This is a genomic window from Bradyrhizobium huanghuaihaiense (assembly GCF_025200885.1).
GTDB lineage: Bacteria > Pseudomonadota > Alphaproteobacteria > Rhizobiales > Xanthobacteraceae > Bradyrhizobium > Bradyrhizobium huanghuaihaiense.
This window is the reverse complement of record NZ_CP104172.1, coordinates 5611041-5628672: the sequence shown is the minus strand read 5'-3', so window position 1 is coordinate 5628672 and position 17632 is coordinate 5611041. Positions and strand designations below refer to the sequence as shown.

Below are 17632 nucleotides of genomic sequence, written 5' to 3'. Positions count from 1 at the left end.
TGTCCCGCGTCCCAATCGCGCCGTCGGTCAGGCGGAACGCAGCCACGCCTTACTGGACAAGCCCTGGAGGAAAGCATGCAGCCGGAACCGATCCTCGATCTCGCCCATCTCGGCCACATGGAATTGCTGACGCCGAAGCCCGACGAGAGCCTGAAATTCTTCGTCGACGTGATGGGCATGACCGTCAGCGGGCAGAAGGGTGAGTCCGTCTACTTGCGAGGCTGGGACGATTACGAGCGCTATTCGCTCAAGCTCACGGCGTCAAAGACGTCAGGCATGGAGCACATGGCGCTGCGCGCGCGCAGCCAGCAGGCGCTGGAGCGCCGTGTTGCGGCGCTGAAAGGATCCGGCTTCGACATCGGCTGGATCGACGGCGACATGGGGCAGGGGCCGACGTTCCGCTGCCGCGACCCCGACGGCCACATCGTCGAGCTCTATTACGAGACCGAATGGTATCAGGCGCCGCCGGAGCTGAAGCCTGCGCTGAAGAACCAGGCGCAGCGCTTTCCCGCGCGCGGCGTCAATGTCCGCCGCCTCGATCACCTCAACTGCCTCGCCGTCGACATCAAGGCGAACCGCGAGTTCTTCGAAAACTATCTCGGCTGCCGCCTCACCGAGCAGATCGTGCTCAACGATGGCCGCGAGGCGGCGATGTGGCTGACGATGTCGAACAAGAGCTACGACTTTGCTTATTCGCTCGATCATTCCGGCACACCTGGCCGCTTCCACCACGTCACCTACGCGCTCGACAGCCGCGAGGAGATTCTTCGCGCTGCGGATATTTTCCTTGAGAACGGCATCCACATCGAGACCGGCCCGCACAAGCACGCGATCCAGCAGACCTTCTTCCTCTATGTCTACGAGCCCGGCGGCAACCGCGTGGAGGTCGCCAATGCCGGCGCGCGCCTGATCCTCGCGCCCGACTGGAAGCCGATCGTGTGGACGGAAGAGGAGCGGAAGAAGGGCCAGGCCTGGGGATTGAAGACGATCGAGTCGTTCCACACCCACGGCACGCCGCCGGTGGAGGCGAAGAAGCACGCTTGATTGCGCGCTTCTCTTAGTGTGTGGACGATCTCACCCTTGCGATCGTCTCCCGCACGCCGGTCCACGCCGGCTTGTCCGGCGCGAACTGCCGGCGCAGGAAGGTGACGAGCTCCTCGAGCTGTGCGTCGCTCATGCTGTTCCTGAACGCCGGCATGTAGCCGAGATCGCTCGAGACCGGTTCAGTGATGCCGTGCAGGATCACCTGCACGAGATTGTCCGATGTCGCACCGTGCAGATTGCTGTTGAGCGCGAGCGAGGGCCGGCTGCCGAACAGCGGCAGGCCACCGACCTCGTGGCACACGGCGCAGGCGCCTTGATAGAGGCGCGCGCCGGTGGAGGAGGCGACGGTGACCTGCGTCGCGCTTTCGAGCCGTGCTGCAAGCGCGTCCGGCATTTCGGTCGCGGTGTCGTTGAACGAGTTGAGATAGACCGCCATCGCGCGGATGTCCTGGTCGGGCAGGGCCTTGAGGTCCCTGACGATTGGCGCCATCGGGCCGGCGGCGACGCCGTGATAGCGCGAATGGCCGGTGCGCAAATAGGCGAAGAGCTCGTCCTCGTTCCACGGGATCGGCGCGTGCGAGAGCGAGGTCAGTGGCGGTGCTTCCCAGCCCTCGGCAAAGCCGCCGGCGAGATAGGCCTTGCGCTGCTCGGCGCCGAGCGCGTTGCGCGGCGAATGGCAGCCGCTGCAATGGCCGAGGCTCTCGACGAGATAGGCGCCGCGATTCCATTGCTCGGACTTGGCGGGATCGGGCTTGAACTCCTGCGTCTGATGGAACAGCGCATTCCAGCCCGCGAGCAGCGGACGGAGATTGAACGGGAAGGCGAGCGTGTTGGCGGGGGCCGTCGCGCGCACCGCGGGCTGGGCCATCAGGTAGGCATAGAGCGCCTGCAGGTCGGCGTCGCTGGTCCTCGCGAAATGCGTGTAGGGGAAGGCGGGGTAGAGCTGGCGCCCGTCGCGATGCAGGCCATCGCGCATCGCCCGTTCGAAGGCGGGATAGGACCAGGCGCCGATGCCGGTTTCGACATCGGGCGTGATGTTGGTTGAATAGATCGTGCCGAAAGGCGTCTCCAGCGCGCGGCCGCCGGCGCTGGGCGCGCCGCTGAGGCTGGTGTGGCACTCCGCGCAATTGCCGAGCGCTGCGAGCTCTTGGCCACGCGCGATCGTCGCGGCGGAATAGACCGATGCATCGGGCCGCGCGATCGGCGCAATGGCGCGCCCGGGCAGAAGCGCGGCGCCGATTCCGATCGCTGCGGTGCAGACCGCCGCAATCGTCGCAAGGATGCCGGCGCGCTTGGCGAATGGACTTTCCCAGATGCGGGATGGTCGCGAGGCTGGGGGCGCGGGCAGGGCTTGCGGCACCGGCGATGCCTCCCCGTACAGCCCCTTCAGGATGCGTTCCGGCGTGAATGGCGGCTCGCGAAAGCGAACGCCGGTGGCATCGAAAATCGCGTTCGCAATCGCCGCCGCGCTCGGCACCGAAGCGGACTCACCGACGCCGAGTGGCGGCTGATCCGGCCGCGGCAGCATCAGGACGTCGATCTTGGGTACGTCGGGGAAGGGGATGATCGGATAGGCGCCCCATTCGCGCGCCGCCACCGCGCCGCGCTCGAACGAGACCTCCTCCATCAGCGCGCGGCTGGTGGACTGGATGACATTGCCGTGGATCTGGTGGCGCACGCCGTCCGGATTGATCATCAGGCCGGAATCCTGCCCGGCGACGACGCGCGTGACGCTGACGTCGCCGGTGGTCTTGTTCACCGCGACGTCTGTGACCCAGGCCGACCACGCCGCGCCATAGCCTGGAAACTTGCTGTGGACGTAGAGCGCGTAGGCAAAGCCGCGCCCGTGCACGACCTCGCCATCCTTCTCCTCGCGAACCGGCCGCGGCGTCCAGCCCGCGCGCTCGGCGACCGCATTGACGAGATCGACGGCGCGCGGGTCTTTCAGATAGCGCAGGCGATATGCGATGGGATCGACACCGGCCTCGGTCGCGGCCTCGTCGATATAGGATTCATGCGCAAACGTGTTCGGCAACGCCGAGACGCCCCGAAACCAGGAGGCGCGCACGATCGGCGCCATGTCGTGGGCGACGACGCGCATGTGGTCGTAATCGTAAGGCGGGATCGCGGTGCGGTCGCCCATCTGGAGCACGGCGGGATCGGGTGAGATGCGGCCGGTGAGCAGCAGCGCGAGAGTCGGCGCGGCATTGGAGGGATAGCGCGTGGCGAGGTTGTAGGCGGCGATGCCGCCGTCGGCGTCGAGCCCGCCATTGACGTCGATGAGCTGCGCGGTGCCCTTGGGCTCCCAGGCATGCTCCTGCTCGCGCGTCAATTGCACGCGTACGGGGCGGCCGACCGCGCGCGACAGCAGCAGCGCGTCGGCGGTGACGTCATCGGCGCAGTTGCGGCCGTAGCAGCCGGCAGCCTCCAGCCTGACGACCTCGATCTCGCTCTCGGGACGCTCGATCAGCAGCGCGAGATCGCTGCGCAGGACGTGCGGGTTCTGCGTGCCGGACCAGACGCGGATGTTGCCGTCCCGAAAATCGGCGACCGCGCAGGACGGGCCGATCGAGGCGTGCATCTGATACGGCCAGACGTAAGTGCGCTGCATCGGCCTGGCCGCGCCGGCAATTGCCTTGTCGACCTCGCCCTTGTCGATCAGCGTGCGCGGCGTCGACGGATTGGCGCGCAGCGCGGTCTCGACATCGGCAAGATCGGTGAGGGTGGGCGTCGGCTTCCAGCTCAGCTTGAGCTGCTCGGCGGCGCGAATCGCATTCTCCTCACGCTCGGCGACGACACCGACGAAATCGCCGATGTGGACGACGGCGACGATGCCGGGAATGTCGCACACCGAGGATTCGTCGACCGCGAGCAGGCTGGTGCCGACGAACGGGCCGGCATCGACGCCGGCGTAAGGCGGGCGCACCACGCGGCCATGCAGCATGCCCGGTACGCGGATGTCGTGGACGAAGGTCAATTCGCCCGTGGCCTTGGCCGGCACGTCGGCACGCGGGACGGAGAGGCCGACGATGGCGTAATCGCCGACAGGCTTCACGGCGACGTCGTCTTCGAGCTCGAGCCGGATCTCTTCGCCGGCGATCAGCTCGCCATAGCTGACGCTGCGGTTGTCATGTCCGCGCACGAGGCCGTCCTCGATCTTGAGTTCGGCGGCCGGCAGCTCCAGCCGTTCGGCCGCGCGTGCGATCAAGAAGTGCCTCGCCTGCGCTGCGGCCTTGCGCAGGGGAACGGCGGTGATCTGGATGGTCTCGCTGGCGATCGTGGCGCCCTGGTTCGGCACCACGGCCGTGTCGCCGAGCACGACGACGACGCGCGCAAAGGAGACATCGAGCTCTTCGGCCACGATCTGGCCCAGCGCAGTGCGGATGCCGGTGCCGAGATCGACATGGCCATTATAGGCGGTGACCGAGCCGTCCGCGGTGATGCGGATGAAGGTCTCGGATGTGACCTCGTCCACGCTGCGGGCGACGACGAGCGAACCCGTTTGCCGCCCAGCTCCGTTCGAAACAGGGGAGGCCATCAATCTGCGGCCTCGGTGAGCTGGCCGGATGCGCGCATCACCGCGCGCAGGATCTCGACATGCGTGCCGCAGCGACAGAGATTGTAGCGCAGCGCCGCCAGCGCCTCCTGCTCGGTGGGACGTCGGTTCTGCGCGAGCAGCGCCTTGGTGGTCATGATCATGCCGTTGAGGCAGTAGCCGCATTGCGCGGCCTGCTCGTCGATGAAGGCCTGCTGCACGACATCAGGCTTGTCGCGCGTGCCGAGGCCTTCGAGCGTCACGATGTCGCGGCCGGCGCAGCCGCCGATCGGAATCACGCAGGAACGCGCCGCGGCGCCGTCGATCAGGACAGTACAGGTGCCGCATTCGCCGAGACCGCAACCATATTTCGGGCCGTTGAGCGCGAGATCGTTGCGCAGCACATAGAGCAGCGGCGTCTGGCGCTCTGCAGCGACCTCGTGGATCCTGCCGTTCACGGTGAGGCGGATCGGTGTCTGCGTCATCCCTGTTCCCAAGCCCAATTAGCAGTCGTAAAAATTCTACGCCGCGACGATACCGTTTGTACACAAACGTGCAAGCCGGGCATGCCGCACTGCAGCGCGATTGCCTTCTTTGTGGACAGAGCCGATAGGCAAATGAGGTTTTATGCGGCAGCGGCATCTTTTGCGCCGCACCGCCGCTTGACAGCTCCAGGGGACCGCGCGCAACATCGTTCGTATACGAATGATAACGACGTCTCCGCTGGCCTTCGACATGGTGATGGAAACAACGAGCGCTGCCACCGACAAGATCCGCTGCGATGCCTGTCCGGTGATGTGCTACATCAAGCCGGGCGCGGCGGGCGCCTGCGACCGCTATGCCAACCACGATGGCAAGCTCGTCCGCGTCGATCCGCACGTGATCCTGGAGCGCACCGTCTCGCATGGCGGCAAGCTCGTTCCGTTCAGCCGCACGGAAGACTGGGACGGCAAGATCGTCCACGAGCCTTCGACCTTCGTCACCGCAATTGGCGCCGGCACGACCTATCCCGACTACAAGCCGGCGCCGTTCATCGTCTCCGCGGAGGTCGACGGCGTCGACATGGTGACCGTGGTCACCGAGGGCATCTTCTCCTATTGCGGCATCAAGGTGAAGATCGACACCGACCGCTATCTCGGCCCCGAGACCGCGACCGTGCGCGCCCAGGGCGAGGCGGTCGGCCATGTCACCACCAGCGAATACGGCTCGCAGATGCTGTCGCTCGGCGGCGTGCATCATCTCACCGGCGGCTCCAAGAAGGAGGGCCGCGTCACCTGCGACACGCTGATGGACCTCGCCAATTGCAAGGCGGTGGAGCTGACCATCGATGGCGGTGCGACCGTTGTGGTGCAGGCCGGCCAGCCGCCGATCGTCAACGGCGTGAAGGAAGAGCGCATGCGCGTCGGCTGCGGCTCGGCGACGATCGGCATGTTCGCCAAGCAATGGCACGGCAAGGTCGACGAGGTCGTCGTGGTCGACGACCACATCACCGGCGTGCTTTCGGAGCACCAGGCCGGCAAGCTGCTCGACATCGCCGACACCGGCATCAAGATGAAGGGCCGCCGCTCGACGCCCGGCCGCTACTTCCAGGTGGCCGATCCCGGCACGGGCTGGGGCGGCACCAACATCTCCGATCCGCTTGCGATCCTCGGGCCCTTCGACAAGAAGGAGGCGAAGGCCGGGCTGACCATGCTGATGGTCTCCACCACCGGCGAGCATTCGTCCTATTACGTGCTCGACGAGGCCTTGAAGCCGGTCGAGACCGAGATGCCCGCCGATCTGAAATTCTCGGTCGAGCGCATCCAGGAGAATTGCGAGCCGGCGCTGTGCACGGTGCTGTTCATGGCCGGTGCCGGCGGCTCGCTGCGCGCCGGTGTCACCGACAATCCGGTGCAGCTGACGCGCTCGGTGAAGGATGCGCTGACCCGCGTCACCAGCGGCGGCGCGCCGGTCTATGTCTGGCCGGGCGGCGGCATCACCTACATGGTCGATGTCACTCAGATGCCTTCGGGCGCGTTCGGCTACGTGCCGACACCCGCGCTGGTCGCGCCGATCGAGTTCACGATGAAGCTGACGGACTATGCCGCGCTCGGCGGACACATGGATTACGTGAAGCCACTCTCGGAGGTGCAGAGCGGCGAGGATGTTCGCCAGCTGCCCTGGCAGAACCCGATTCCGGGGCCTCGGGCATGACACGGCTCCCGCAAATCGCATTGCTGTCTGATGGCCGGCGGCTGCATTTGCAGGATGGACCGATTGATCTGATCGTCGAGGCGAGGGGGCGCGCGGACGCAGTGCGCGCAGCTTATGAGGCTGCGGCGCGGCGGTTTACCGGACTGCTCGACGAGCTCTGTGCGGAACTGCCGGAGCTGCGGGGGGCGGCCGGGACGCGGACGTCGTTGAAGGGCGTGGTTGCGCGGCGCATGCACGCCGCTGTCGCGCCTTATGCCTCTGGTTGCTTCATTACGCCCATGGCCGCGGTGGCGGGCAGCGTGGCGGAGGAGATTCTGGGCGCGATGCTGGGCGCCGCGACGCTTGATCGGGCCTATGTCAACAATGGCGGCGACATCGCGCTGCATCTCGGCAAGGGTGAGCATTTTTCAGTCGGCCTGATGGACCGGCCCGATCGCGACGGCGTGATGCGGAGGGTGAGGGTCGACGCCGATGATCCGGTACGCGGCATCGCGACCAGCGGACGCCACGGCCGCAGCTTTTCGCTCGGGATCGCGGACGCCGTGACGGTGCTCGCAGCGACAGCCTCGCAGGCCGATGCGGCCGCGACTGTCATCGCCAACGCCGTCGATCTGCCCGGGCATCCCGCCATCGTCCGCAAGCCTGCGAGCGAGCTTCAGCCCGACAGCGATCTCGGCGCGCGTCTCGTCACCCGCGAGGTCGGCGAATTGTCTCACAATGAGATCGCCGCCGCGCTGGATTCTGGCGCGGAATGTGCACGGAAATTGTTCGATCGCGGACTGATCGAGGGTGCCGTGCTGCGGCTTTGTGGTGATATGCTTGTCATCGGACCTAAGGATATAGAAGAGCAACGAACGCGCCCGCTTGTGCTGGAGAACGCGGTCGATGCTTGAACAGGGAAGCGAAACATGAGCGCGATCATCCGCAAGATCGTCACCGTCGTCGAAGAGACGCAGATGGAGATGGGCCGCCAGGTCGCGCCGCCGACCCGGCGTGCCGCCGCGATCGCCGTGATCGAAAATCCCTTTGCCGGAAAATATGTCGAGGATCTCTCGCCGCTGATCGCGATCGGCGAGGAGCTCGGCGAGCTCCTGTCGAAGCGCGCGGTGGCGGCGCTCGGCATCGAAGGCGCGAAGGCACAGAGCTACGGCAAGGCCGCAGCGGTCGGCGAGAACGGCGAGCTGGAGCATGCCGCCGCCATCCTTCATCCCAAGATGGGCGCGCCGGTGCGCAAGGTTCTGGGCAAGGGCGCCGCGTTGATTCCGTCGTCGAAGAAGCGCAGCGGACCGGGCACGACGCTCGACATTCCGCTCGGGCACAAGGACGCGGCCTTCGTGCGCAGTCATTTCGATGGCATGGAGGTGCAGATCAACGACGCCCCGCGCGCCAACGAGATCATGGTCGCGGTCGCCGTCACCGACAGCGGCCGTCCGCTGCCGCGCGTCGGCGGGCTGACGGTTGCGGAAGTCAAGGGCGAGGACGGTCTGAGATAGAGTTTGAACCGGGGAGGCGGGCACAGCTTCCCCGACAAGATCGCGCTGAAGACGTAGAGAGTTCAAAACTGGAGGTTGGGATGCGAGCGAGAGACTATTTTGTGGGGGCGGCCTTCGCGCTTCTGGCGGGCGGCATGGCCCATTCGGCCGCGGCGCAGGACATCAAGATCGGCGAGATCAACAGCTATTCGCTGCTGCCGGCGTTCACCGAGCCCTATCGCAAGGGCTGGCAGCTTGCGGTGGAAGAGGTCAACGCGGCCGGCGGCATTAACGGCAAGAAGCTGGTCGTCGTCTCCAAGGATGATGGCGGCAAGCCGGCCGATGCGCAGACCGCGGCCAACGAGCTCGTCTCCAGCGAGGGCGTTGCAATGCTGACCGGCACGTTCCTGTCGAACATCGGCCTCGCGGTCAGCGACTTCGCCAACCAGAAAAAGGTGTTCTTCCTCGCGGCCGAGCCGCTGACGGACGCGGTGACCTGGTCCAAGGGCAACAAGTACACGTTCCGTCTGCGTCCCTCCAACTACATGCAAGCCGCGATGCTGGTGGAAGCTGCCGCCAAGCTGCCCGCAAAACGCTGGGCGACGATCGCGCCGAACTACGAGTACGGCCAGTCGGCGGTCGCCGTGTTCAAGAAGCTGATGTCGGAGAAGCGCCCGGACATCCAGTGGGTCGACGAGCAGTGGCCGCCGCAGGGCAAGATCGACGCGGGGCCGGTGGTGCAGGCGGTTGCCGCCGCCAATCCCGAAGCGATCCTCAACGTCACCTTCGGCGCCGACCTCGTCAAGCTCGTGCGCGAAGGCAACACGCGCGGCCTGTTCAAGGGGCGCGAGGTCGTGTCCTTCCTGACCGGCGAGCCCGAATATCTCGATCCGCTCAAGGACGAGACGCCGGAGGGCTGGATCGTCACCGGCTATCCCTGGTACTCGATCAAGACGCCCGAGCATGATGCGTTCCTGAAGGCCTATCAGGCCAAGTACAACGACTATCCGCGCCTCGGCTCGATCGTCGGCTACCAGACCATCAAGTCGGCGGCCGCCATTCTCGCGAAGGCCGGCTCGAACGATCCGGAGAAGCTGATTGCCGCGGCTGAGGGTCTGTCGATGGGCTCGCCCTTCGGCGAGATCACCTTCCGCAAGATCGACCATCAGTCGACGCTCGGCGCTTACGTCGGCAAGACCGCGCTGAAGGACGGCAAGGGCGTGATGGTGGATTCGTCGTACAAGAAGGGCGCGGACTATCTGCCGAGCGACGCCGAAGTCGAGAAGCTGCGGCCGAAGGATTGATCCTTCTTTATCTCTCCCTCTCCCCGCTCTTGCGGGGAGAGGGTTGGGGTGAGGGGCTCTCTCCACGCCCCGCGCTCGTCGAGAGAGCCCCTCACCCGGATCGCAAGGGCGATCCGACCTCTCCCCGCAAGAGCGGGGAGAGGTGAAATTCAGACCCAACCCGGACCGAAGATGGCCTTTTACGTCGTACAGTTTCTGACCGGTCTCGCCAGCGCAGCGTCGCTGTTCCTGGTGGCGTCGGGCCTGTCGATCATCTTCGGCGTGACCCGGATCGTGAATTTCGCGCACGGCGCCTTCTACATGATCGGCGCCTACATTGCCTTCACGCTGACGGAGCGCCTTTCCGGCGCGTTCGGCTTCTGGGGCAGCATCGTGCTGGCCGCACTCGCCGTGGCGCTGATCGGCGTGCTGGTCGAGATGGTCTTGCTCCGCCGCATCTATCACGCGCCCGAACTCTTCCAGCTGCTCGCGACCTTCGGCCTGACCTTGATGGTCGAGGACCTCGTCGTGCTGGTCTGGGGTCCCGACGATCTCGTCGGCCGCCGCGCGCCGGGCTTCAAGGGCGCGATCGATTTCTTCGGCCAGAACATCCCGAGCTACGATCTGTTCCTGATCGTGCTCGGTCCTGTCGTGCTCGGCATTCTCTGGCTCTTGTTCCAGCGCACGCGTTGGGGCGTGCTGGTGCGCGCGGCGACGCAGGACCGCGACATGGTCGCAGCGCTCGGCGTCAATCAGAAATGGCTGTTCACATCGGTGTTCGCGGTCGGCGTCTTCCTCGCCGCCCTCGGCGGCGCGCTCCAGATACCGCGCGATGCCGTGCACCACGCTATGGACCTGCGCATCATCGTCGAGGTCTTCGTCGTCGTCGTGATCGGCGGCCTCGGCAGCATCGTCGGCGCCTTCGTCGCCGCGGTGCTGGTCTCCGAGCTCAACGCTTTCGGCATCCTGATCTTCCCGAAGATTTCCATCATCCTGGTTTTCCTGGTGATGGCGGTGGTGCTGATCGTGCGGCCCTGGGGCCTGTTCGGCAAGCCGGAGGCGGCGGCGCGCAAGACGCCGGGTCTCACCGTCAATCCCTGGCGGCCGCTGACGTCGAACGAGCGGCTGGCCTCCCTGGCGGCGCTCGTCATCGCGGCGACGCTGCCGCTGTTCGCCGGCAATTACGCGCTGACAGTCGGCGCGGAGATTGCGATCTTCGTGATCTTCGCGGTCAGCCTGCACTTCCTGATGTCGGTCGGCGGGCTCGCCTCGTTCGGCCACGCCGCCTATTTCGGCCTCGGCGCCTACGGCATCGCCTTCCTCGCCAAGATGGCGGGGCTGCCGATGATCGTCTGCCTGCTGCTCGGGCCGCTGCTCGGCTGCATGGGCGCCGCCGTATTCGGCTTCTTCGCGGTGCAGCTCTCCGGCGTCTATTTCGCCATGCTGACGCTGGCCTTCGCCCAGATCGTCTGGTCGATCGCGTTCCAGTGGGTGAGCGTCACGGGCGGCGACAACGGCATTCTCGGGGTATGGCCCGAGAAGTGGGCGGCGAGTCCGTCGCACTTCTATTGGCTGGCGCTCGGCGTCGCCGCGCTCGTCACGATCGTCTTGCGGGTCATGGTGTTCTCGCCATTCGGTTACGCGCTGCGGGCCACGCGCGACTCGCTGCTGCGCACCGAGGCGATCGGCATTAACGCCAAGCGGATCCAGTGGACCACCTTCGTGATCGCGGGCACCACCGCCGGCATCGGCGGGGCGCTGTTCGCGTATCTGAAGGGCAGCGTCTTCCCCGACAATCTCGGCATCTCGCTCTCGGTCGATGCGCTGGTCATGGTGCTACTCGGCGGCGTCGAGACGGTGTCGGGCGCGGTGATCGGCGCCATCGTCTACAAGGCGTTGAACATCTGGCTGGTCAGCCAGACCGATCTGTCGAAACTCGTGCTCGGCGGCTTCATCGTGCTGATCGTCGTCGTCTTCCCCAAGGGCATCGTCGGCATGCTGGAGATGCTGGCGCAGCGCCGCAGAAAGTCATCGCCGCCGGGATCCCCCTTGCTTGCCAAGCCGATCGAGTCCGCCGAATGAGCGTTGCACCCCCACTTCTCGCGGTCGAAGGCCTGACCAAATCCTATGGCGGCATCCACGCCGTGCGCGGCGTCTCGTTCTCGCTGCGCGCCGGCGAAATCCTGGCGCTGATCGGGCCGAACGGAGCGGGCAAGAGCACCTGCTTCGACATGCTCAACGGCCAGAACAAGCCGGATAGCGGCCACGTCCGTCTGCTCGGCGAGGAGACCACCGGCAAGAAGCCGCGCGAGATCTGGCGGATGGGCGTTGGCCGCACCTTCCAGATCACCGCGACCTTCGCCACCATGACGGTGCGCGAGAATGTCCAGGTCGCGCTGATCTCGCACGGGAAGCAGCTGTTCAATCTGTTCGGCTCGGCGCCGAATTTCGACCGCGGCGAGGCCGGGCGGCTGCTCGAGCTGGTCGGCATGGGCGGCTACGCCGATCGTCCCTGCGGCGAGCTCGCCTATGGCGACCTCAAGCGGCTCGAGCTTGCGGTCGCGCTGGCCAATGAGCCAAAGCTGCTCCTGATGGACGAGCCGACCGCCGGCATGGCGCCGCGCGAGCGCGTCGATCTGATGCGGCTGACGGCTCAGATCGCGCGGGAAAAGTCGATCGGCGTGCTCTTCACCGAGCACGACATGGACGTGGTGTTCGAGCATGCCGACCGCATCATCGTGCTCAACCGCGGCACGCTGATCGCCGAGGGCTCGCCGGCCGAGGTGCGCGGCAATCCGCAGGTGCAGGCGGTCTATCTCGGCGAGGGCCTCGTCTACGATGCCCGCCACCGCGACGGAGCCTCGACATGAAGCTCACGGTGCAAGACCTCAACAGCCATTATGGCCCGGCGCATATCCTGTTCGACATCGGCTTCGAGGTCGGGGAGGGCGAGGTGGTGGCGCTGCTCGGGCGCAACGGCGCCGGCAAGTCGACGACGTTCCGCTCGATCGTCGGCCTCGTCGCGCAGCGCTCCGGCCGCATCATGTTCGAGGGCAAGGACGTCTCGGCGAAGCCGACCCATGAGATCGTGCGCGATGGCCTCGGCTACGTGCCGGAGGAGCGGCGTATCTTCACCGACCTCACGGTGGAGGAGAATCTCGAGGTCGGCAAACAGCCCAAGCGGCCGAATGCGCCGCACTGGACGCGCGAAAAACTGTTCGCGCTGTTTCCAAATCTCGGCGAGATGAAGAACCGCCCCGGCGGGCGCATGAGCGGGGGCGAGCAGCAAATGCTGACCATCGCGCGCACGCTGATGGGCAATCCGTCCTTGGTGTTGCTGGACGAGCCCTCGGAAGGCCTGTCGCCGAAGATCGTGGAGCAGATGGTCGATGCCATCCTGACCATGAAGAAGGAGGGCGTCAGCATCGTCGTCTCCGAGCAGAACTTGCATTTCGCGCGATTGATCTCCGATCGCGCCTACATCATCGAGCGCGGCCGCATCTGTTTCGGCGGCACCATGGCCGAGCTCGACGCGCGTCCGGACATCCGCGACGCGCATCTGTCGTTGTGAAGGCAAGGGGAAGGGCAGCGAGCGGATGGCGAGAAGCGTTGCGGCGAAGAAGAACGGCAAACCGGCCAAATCGTCCAACAAGTCGTCCTACGTGCTCGACGAGCAGGTCGGTTTCATCCTGCGCCAGGTCTGGCAGCGCCACAGCGCCATCTTCTCCCGCGACATCGGCACCAACATCACTCCGACGCAATGGGCGGCCTTGTCGAAGCTGGCCGAGACCGGGCCGTGCTCGCAGAACCAGCTCGGACGTCTCACGGCGATGGATGTCGCGACCATCAAGGGCGTGATCGACCGCCTGACGGCGCGCGGCCTGACCGAAACCAGCCAGGACCCCGAGGACGGGCGGCGGCTGCTGGTCAGCCTCACGCGCGCGGGTCAGCAGCTTGCCGAGAAGGTGGCGCCGAATGCGCTCGCCATCACCCGCGAGACGCTGGCGCCGCTCGACGCGCGGGAGCGCGAGATGCTGATGGCGCTGTTGAACAAGCTGCGGTGAAGGTCTCGTAGGGTGGGCAAAGGCGCGAAGCGCCGTGCCCACCACTGCTTAAGGGTGGGCACGCTTCGCTTTGCCCACCCTACGGCACCTGTTGAACATGATGTGGTATCGGACGACTAACTTCGATGAGGACGTCATCGAGGTTTTCGTCATGAGAGCAGCGACACAGCTTGCGATGATTCTGAGTCTTGTTCCTGCTCCTGCTTGGTCCGCCCAACCCTACGAAGGCTTCTGGGCATCGACCAAAAAGGACTGCCGCGACCAGGACAGCGCCAACCGCATGAGCATCGAGGGCGGCAATCGCCTCTATTGGTACGAGACCCGGTGCCGCGCCAGCGAGATCACCGCCGACGGCAAGCTCGGCTGGACAATGAAACTCGCCTGCGAAGGCGAGGGCGAGAGGTTTCGTTCGACCCCACGTGTCGCCATCGCCGCGGACGGGAGGCTGGTAATGGACAACGGCCCGGTCGGGCAGGCCAGGCGCCAGACCTATGTGCGCTGTGAGATCGGAAAGAAGCGCTGATCCGCTTTAAGTCTTTCCCGGCCATTTCGCGCGATAGCGAATCTCGCTGCCGTCAGCGAGCCGCCGCCACGTGCCGAACTCCGGCGTATGCGGCGCGCGCGATGTCAGATCGATCGGATAGATCCGGCTCGGCTGGCCCTGGATGGTGACGGCGAGTTGCCGGTGCGAGGTGCGAAACGCCAGCTCGACCTCGCCGGCGATGACGGGTTGGTCGCCGTCACGATAGAAGGCGGCGGGGGTGACTTCGCCCGGCATGGTGTTGAGGTCGGTCTGCAATTCGATGGTGATGCCTTGTGCTGACGCCGGCACCGTGATGCCGGCCGGAAAACGGACCTCGAACACGAGCAGGGGGTTGTTGCCGTTGCGGTTGAGCCAGGGCGTCGCCGTCGCATAGGCGTAGGCAATGTAGATGCCGATCCCGGCAGCGCAGAGCAGGCCCACGACGCCGAGCGACTTCAGGCTGTTGCGCGCGACGCCCCCGTTACCTGCGTCCTTGCCTGAATTGCCTGAACGCGTCACCAGCCAGCTGGCAAGCACCGCGCCGGCGATCGCGCCCATGGGCGAGTAGAAGAACAGTGCCACCAGGCCCGATGTGATCGGGTCCGCATGGTTGCCCAGATCGAGCAGGGAGAACAGCACAAAGGTCGCGACATAGCCTACGACCGCGCCGGCGACGCCGGCACCTATTCGCGATGAGCTCTTCATGTCTTCCTCGATGGTCCAGCAATGAACTGCCGCCGCCGAGGGCTGCCTGCGTTAGACGCAGCAGGCAGCAGACTTGTTCAATGCCTTCGAGGGACGATGCGGAGCGGCGCGCCGCTCCGGCTGCGTCACTTCGCCACCACCTCCGGCACCTTGCCGGCGGGCGGCGTATTGCGGCTGCGTTGCGTCCGCACGATGCCGTCGATGATGGTCATGCCGATGCCGGGGAGGTCGCCGAGCTGGACGCTCTCCAGGATGTTCTTGCCGGGTGAGTGCTGGGCCTTGTCCATGATGACGAAGTCGGCGGAGCGGCCGACCTCGATCAGGCCGCAATCGAGTTGGCGCATGCGCGCGGTGTTGCCGGTGGCAAGGCAGAAGGCGAGCTCGGCCGGCAGCTCGCCAAGCGAGGACAGCATCGAGACCATGCGCAAAATGCCGAGCGGCTGCACGCCGGAGCCGGCGGGCGCATCGGTGCCGAGGATGACGCGATGCAGATCGCCCATCTCGCGCGCAATGCGCAGCGTGAACAGGGCTGAGCGCTCATTGCCGTTGTGCACGATCTCGAGGCCGCGCTTGCAGCCCTCGCAGATACAGCGGATCTGGTCGTCGGGCAGGGCAGTGTGGCCGCCATTGATGTGGCCGACCACGTCGGTGTCGGCCTCCAGCACCACGTCCTTGTCGATCAGGCCGGAGCCGGGGATCGAGGGGCCGCCGGTGTGGATGGTGCTCTGGATGCCGTATTTGCGCGCCCAGCCGACCATTTTTCGCGCAGTGGGGCCGTCTTTCACGCCGCCGAGGCCGACTTCGCCGAGCAGCTTGACGCCGGCCGCGGCCAGTTCCTTGAAATCCTCCTCGACCATCTCGCATTCGATCACGGGCGCGCCGGCGTGAACCTTCACGCCGCCGGGCCGCAAATTCCAGAAGGCGCGCTGGGCGAAGATCGCCATGGCCTTCAGCCCGACGACGTCGCGGGGCCTGCCCGGCATGTGCACTTCACCGGCGGAGATCATGGTGGTGACGCCGCCATGCAGATTGCTGTCGATCCAGCCGATCTGGTTCTGCCGCGGCGTCCAGTCGCCGGCGACGGGGTGGACATGGCTGTCGATCAGGCCGGGCGCGACGGTCGTGCCGTTCGCCTCGACGATGGTGGTCGCGCCTTCGGTATCGAGGTCCTTGAAGCGGCCGATCGCGGTGATCTTGCCGTTCTCGGCGACGATGGTGTCGCCGTCCAGGATCGGCTTTTCCAGCGCGCCGGACAGGATCAGGCCGATATTGCGGATCACCAGCTTCGAGGGTCCGGTGGCCTGGGGTGCGTCATGCGCCATGGAAGGGGCTCCTTATTCCTAACTGCAACGCTTCCGATCTTGGGCAGCCTTGACCGCGGGATCAAGCCGGATTATTCATTAGTATACGAATGATCGTGTACAAACGACGCATAGCTGACCGCCTCGGAACCGCACAGAAGCGAAACGGAAGGGTGAGATGAGCAATTTCAATCAGGAAAGCGTTTTGAGCGTCCACCACTGGACCGACACGCTGTTCTCCTTCAAAACCACCCGCAGCCCGACCTTCCGCTTCCGCAACGGCGAGTTCACCATGATCGGGCTCAAGGTCGGCGAGAAGCCGCTGCTGCGGGCCTACAGCGTCGCCAGCGCCAATTACGAGGACACGCTGGAGTTCTTCTCGATCAAGGTGCCGGACGGTCCGCTGACCTCGCGGCTCCAGCATCTGAAGGAAGGCGACGAGATCATCGTCAGCCGCAAGGCCACCGGCACGCTGGTGATCGACAATCTGGAGGAGGGGCGCAACCTCTACCTCATCGGCACCGGCACCGGCCTTGCGCCGTTCCTGAGCGTGATCAAGGACCCCGAGACCTACGAGCGGTTCGAGAAGGTGGTGCTGCTGCACGGCTGCCGGCACGTCAAGGAGCTCGCCTATGGCGAGATGATCACCGAGCATCTGCCGAAGGACGAGCTGCTCGGCGAGTACATCCAGAGCCAGCTGATCTACTACCCGACCGTGACCCGCGATCCCTTCCGCAACCGCGGCCGCATCACCGACCTCATCACATCAGGAAAGCTGTTCACCGATATCGGCCTGCCGGCGCTGGAAGCCGCCCATGATCGCGTCATGATCTGCGGCAGCCCGGCGCTGGTGGCGGATACCCGCGTGCTGCTCGGTGAGCGCGGCTTCCTCGAGGGCAATCACGGCGAGCCGGCTCAGTTCGTGGTCGAAAAGGCCTTTGCCGAGCGCTAAAGCGTTTTCGAGCGAAGTGGGTACCGGTTCGCGTCAAGAAAACGCGTCAAAATGAGAATCTAGAACCCCGTTCCGGGGCTCCAGGCACAGAATTTCTGCGCGAGAAGATCGTATTTTCGCCACCGCCGGGGCGTTGCGGCGCCGATTCGGCGCACGATACTATGTGTGACCGAATCAGCGGAGTTCCCACATGGTTGCGGACAGCGACAGCAACATCGCCTGGCACCGGGTTCAGTTGAAGAAGAATCGCGCCGAGTTGAAGGCGCTGGAGACTGCGCGCTTCACGATGGGTGAGATCGCCTCGTCGAAGCGGGACGGCCAGACCCAGAAGACGATCGCGGAACTCAAGCGCAAGATCGCGCAGTCCGAGCGCGTCATCGCCGACCACGACAAGCGCACGCGCCGTCCGCTTGGCACCGACCTGCAAAGCCTCAGCAACGGCAGCTGGAGCCATTGGGACTCCTATACCAACCAGCAGCAACGCAAGACCGGCCAGCGTTCGCCCGGGCGCGGATAGGCTCTCTTCCGCCGGTTCGGGCCCTTGCGCGCCGCCGCGCGCA

At 65.7% G+C, this 17632-nt stretch carries 16 protein-coding genes; 12 read left to right on the top strand and 4 right to left on the bottom strand.

Annotated elements, in window-relative coordinates; translation table 11 throughout:
- Positions 1 to 75: 75 nt before the first annotated feature.
- The gene (locus tag N2603_RS27080; RefSeq protein ID WP_008137408.1) at positions 76 to 1044 is read left to right on the top strand and encodes a catechol 2,3-dioxygenase; all 969 of its coding nucleotides are present in this window, start codon (positions 76 to 78) and stop codon (positions 1042 to 1044) included.
- Positions 1045 to 1057: 13 nt separating this feature from the next.
- On the opposite strand, the gene N2603_RS27075 is transcribed toward N2603_RS27080, so the two are convergent.
- Together N2603_RS27075 and N2603_RS27070 are read right to left on the bottom strand one after the other, a co-directional pair.
- A complete protein-coding gene (locus tag N2603_RS27075; protein WP_260384539.1) occupies positions 1058 to 4582 on the bottom strand; it encodes a molybdopterin-dependent oxidoreductase in 3525 nt (1174 codons plus the stop codon).
- Positions 4582 to 5064 carry a (2Fe-2S)-binding protein gene (locus tag N2603_RS27070; protein ID WP_260384538.1) on the bottom strand — a complete coding sequence of 161 codons (483 nt, stop codon included), beginning with the start codon at positions 5062 to 5064 and terminating at the stop codon, positions 4582 to 4584. Before N2603_RS27070 ends, N2603_RS27075 begins: the two co-directional genes overlap by 1 nt.
- Before the next feature lie 250 nt (positions 5065 to 5314).
- Here N2603_RS27070 and N2603_RS27065 point away from each other — a divergent pair, with 250 nt between their 5' ends.
- The 9 genes from N2603_RS27065 to N2603_RS27025 all read left to right on the top strand — a co-directional run bounded on the left by N2603_RS27065 (position 5315) and on the right by N2603_RS27025 (position 14114).
- Positions 5315 to 6772, top strand: a complete 1458-nt coding sequence (locus N2603_RS27065) for a 6-hydroxynicotinate reductase (RefSeq protein ID WP_260424265.1) — start codon at positions 5315 to 5317, stop codon at positions 6770 to 6772.
- Positions 6769 to 7665: a UPF0280 family protein gene (locus tag N2603_RS27060; RefSeq protein WP_260384537.1), complete on the top strand. Its 897-nt coding sequence runs from the start codon at positions 6769 to 6771 to the stop codon at positions 7663 to 7665. Before N2603_RS27065 ends, N2603_RS27060 begins: the two co-directional genes overlap by 4 nt.
- Before the next feature lie 15 nt (positions 7666 to 7680).
- Entirely contained in the window at positions 7681 to 8265 is a 585-nt protein-coding gene (locus tag N2603_RS27055; RefSeq protein ID WP_260384536.1) for an amino acid synthesis family protein, read from the top strand.
- Between the two features lie 80 nt (positions 8266 to 8345).
- Complete coding sequence (locus N2603_RS27050) at positions 8346 to 9548, top strand: ABC transporter substrate-binding protein (protein ID WP_260384535.1); 1203 nt, start codon at positions 8346 to 8348, stop codon at positions 9546 to 9548.
- Positions 9549 to 9719: 171 nt separating this feature from the next.
- Entirely contained in the window at positions 9720 to 11609 is a 1890-nt protein-coding gene (locus N2603_RS27045) for an ABC transporter permease (RefSeq protein ID WP_260384534.1), read from the top strand.
- The gene (locus tag N2603_RS27040) at positions 11606 to 12397 is read left to right on the top strand and encodes an ABC transporter ATP-binding protein (protein ID WP_260384533.1); all 792 of its coding nucleotides are present in this window, start codon (positions 11606 to 11608) and stop codon (positions 12395 to 12397) included. Before N2603_RS27045 ends, N2603_RS27040 begins: the two co-directional genes overlap by 4 nt.
- Positions 12394 to 13098, top strand: coding sequence for an ABC transporter ATP-binding protein (locus N2603_RS27035; RefSeq protein ID WP_260384532.1), 705 nt, complete (start codon positions 12394 to 12396; stop codon positions 13096 to 13098). The genes N2603_RS27040 and N2603_RS27035 overlap by 4 nt, the downstream gene beginning before the upstream one ends.
- A 25-nt stretch (positions 13099 to 13123) precedes the next feature.
- Positions 13124 to 13591 carry a MarR family winged helix-turn-helix transcriptional regulator gene (locus N2603_RS27030; RefSeq protein WP_260384531.1) on the top strand — a complete coding sequence of 156 codons (468 nt, stop codon included), beginning with the start codon at positions 13124 to 13126 and terminating at the stop codon, positions 13589 to 13591.
- A 151-nt stretch (positions 13592 to 13742) separates the two neighbouring features.
- Positions 13743 to 14114, top strand: coding sequence for a hypothetical protein (locus N2603_RS27025; protein WP_260424264.1), 372 nt, complete (start codon positions 13743 to 13745; stop codon positions 14112 to 14114).
- A gap of 6 nt (positions 14115 to 14120) precedes the next feature.
- Here the strand turns inward: N2603_RS27025 and N2603_RS27020 are convergent, their stop codons facing one another.
- A complete protein-coding gene (locus N2603_RS27020; protein ID WP_260384530.1) occupies positions 14121 to 14819 on the bottom strand; it encodes a hypothetical protein in 699 nt (232 codons plus the stop codon).
- 125 nt (positions 14820 to 14944) lie between these two features.
- Positions 14945 to 16141 carry an amidohydrolase family protein gene (locus tag N2603_RS27015; protein ID WP_260384529.1) on the bottom strand — a complete coding sequence of 399 codons (1197 nt, stop codon included), beginning with the start codon at positions 16139 to 16141 and terminating at the stop codon, positions 14945 to 14947.
- A 157-nt stretch (positions 16142 to 16298) separates the two neighbouring features.
- On the opposite strand from N2603_RS27015, the gene N2603_RS27010 reads away from it, so the two are divergent.
- Positions 16299 to 17072, top strand: coding sequence for a ferredoxin--NADP reductase (locus N2603_RS27010; RefSeq protein WP_260384528.1), 774 nt, complete (start codon positions 16299 to 16301; stop codon positions 17070 to 17072).
- Positions 17073 to 17262: 190 nt separating this feature from the next.
- Positions 17263 to 17589: a hypothetical protein gene (locus tag N2603_RS27005; protein WP_018645585.1), complete on the top strand. Its 327-nt coding sequence runs from the start codon at positions 17263 to 17265 to the stop codon at positions 17587 to 17589.
- Positions 17590 to 17632: the final 43 nt, after the last annotated feature.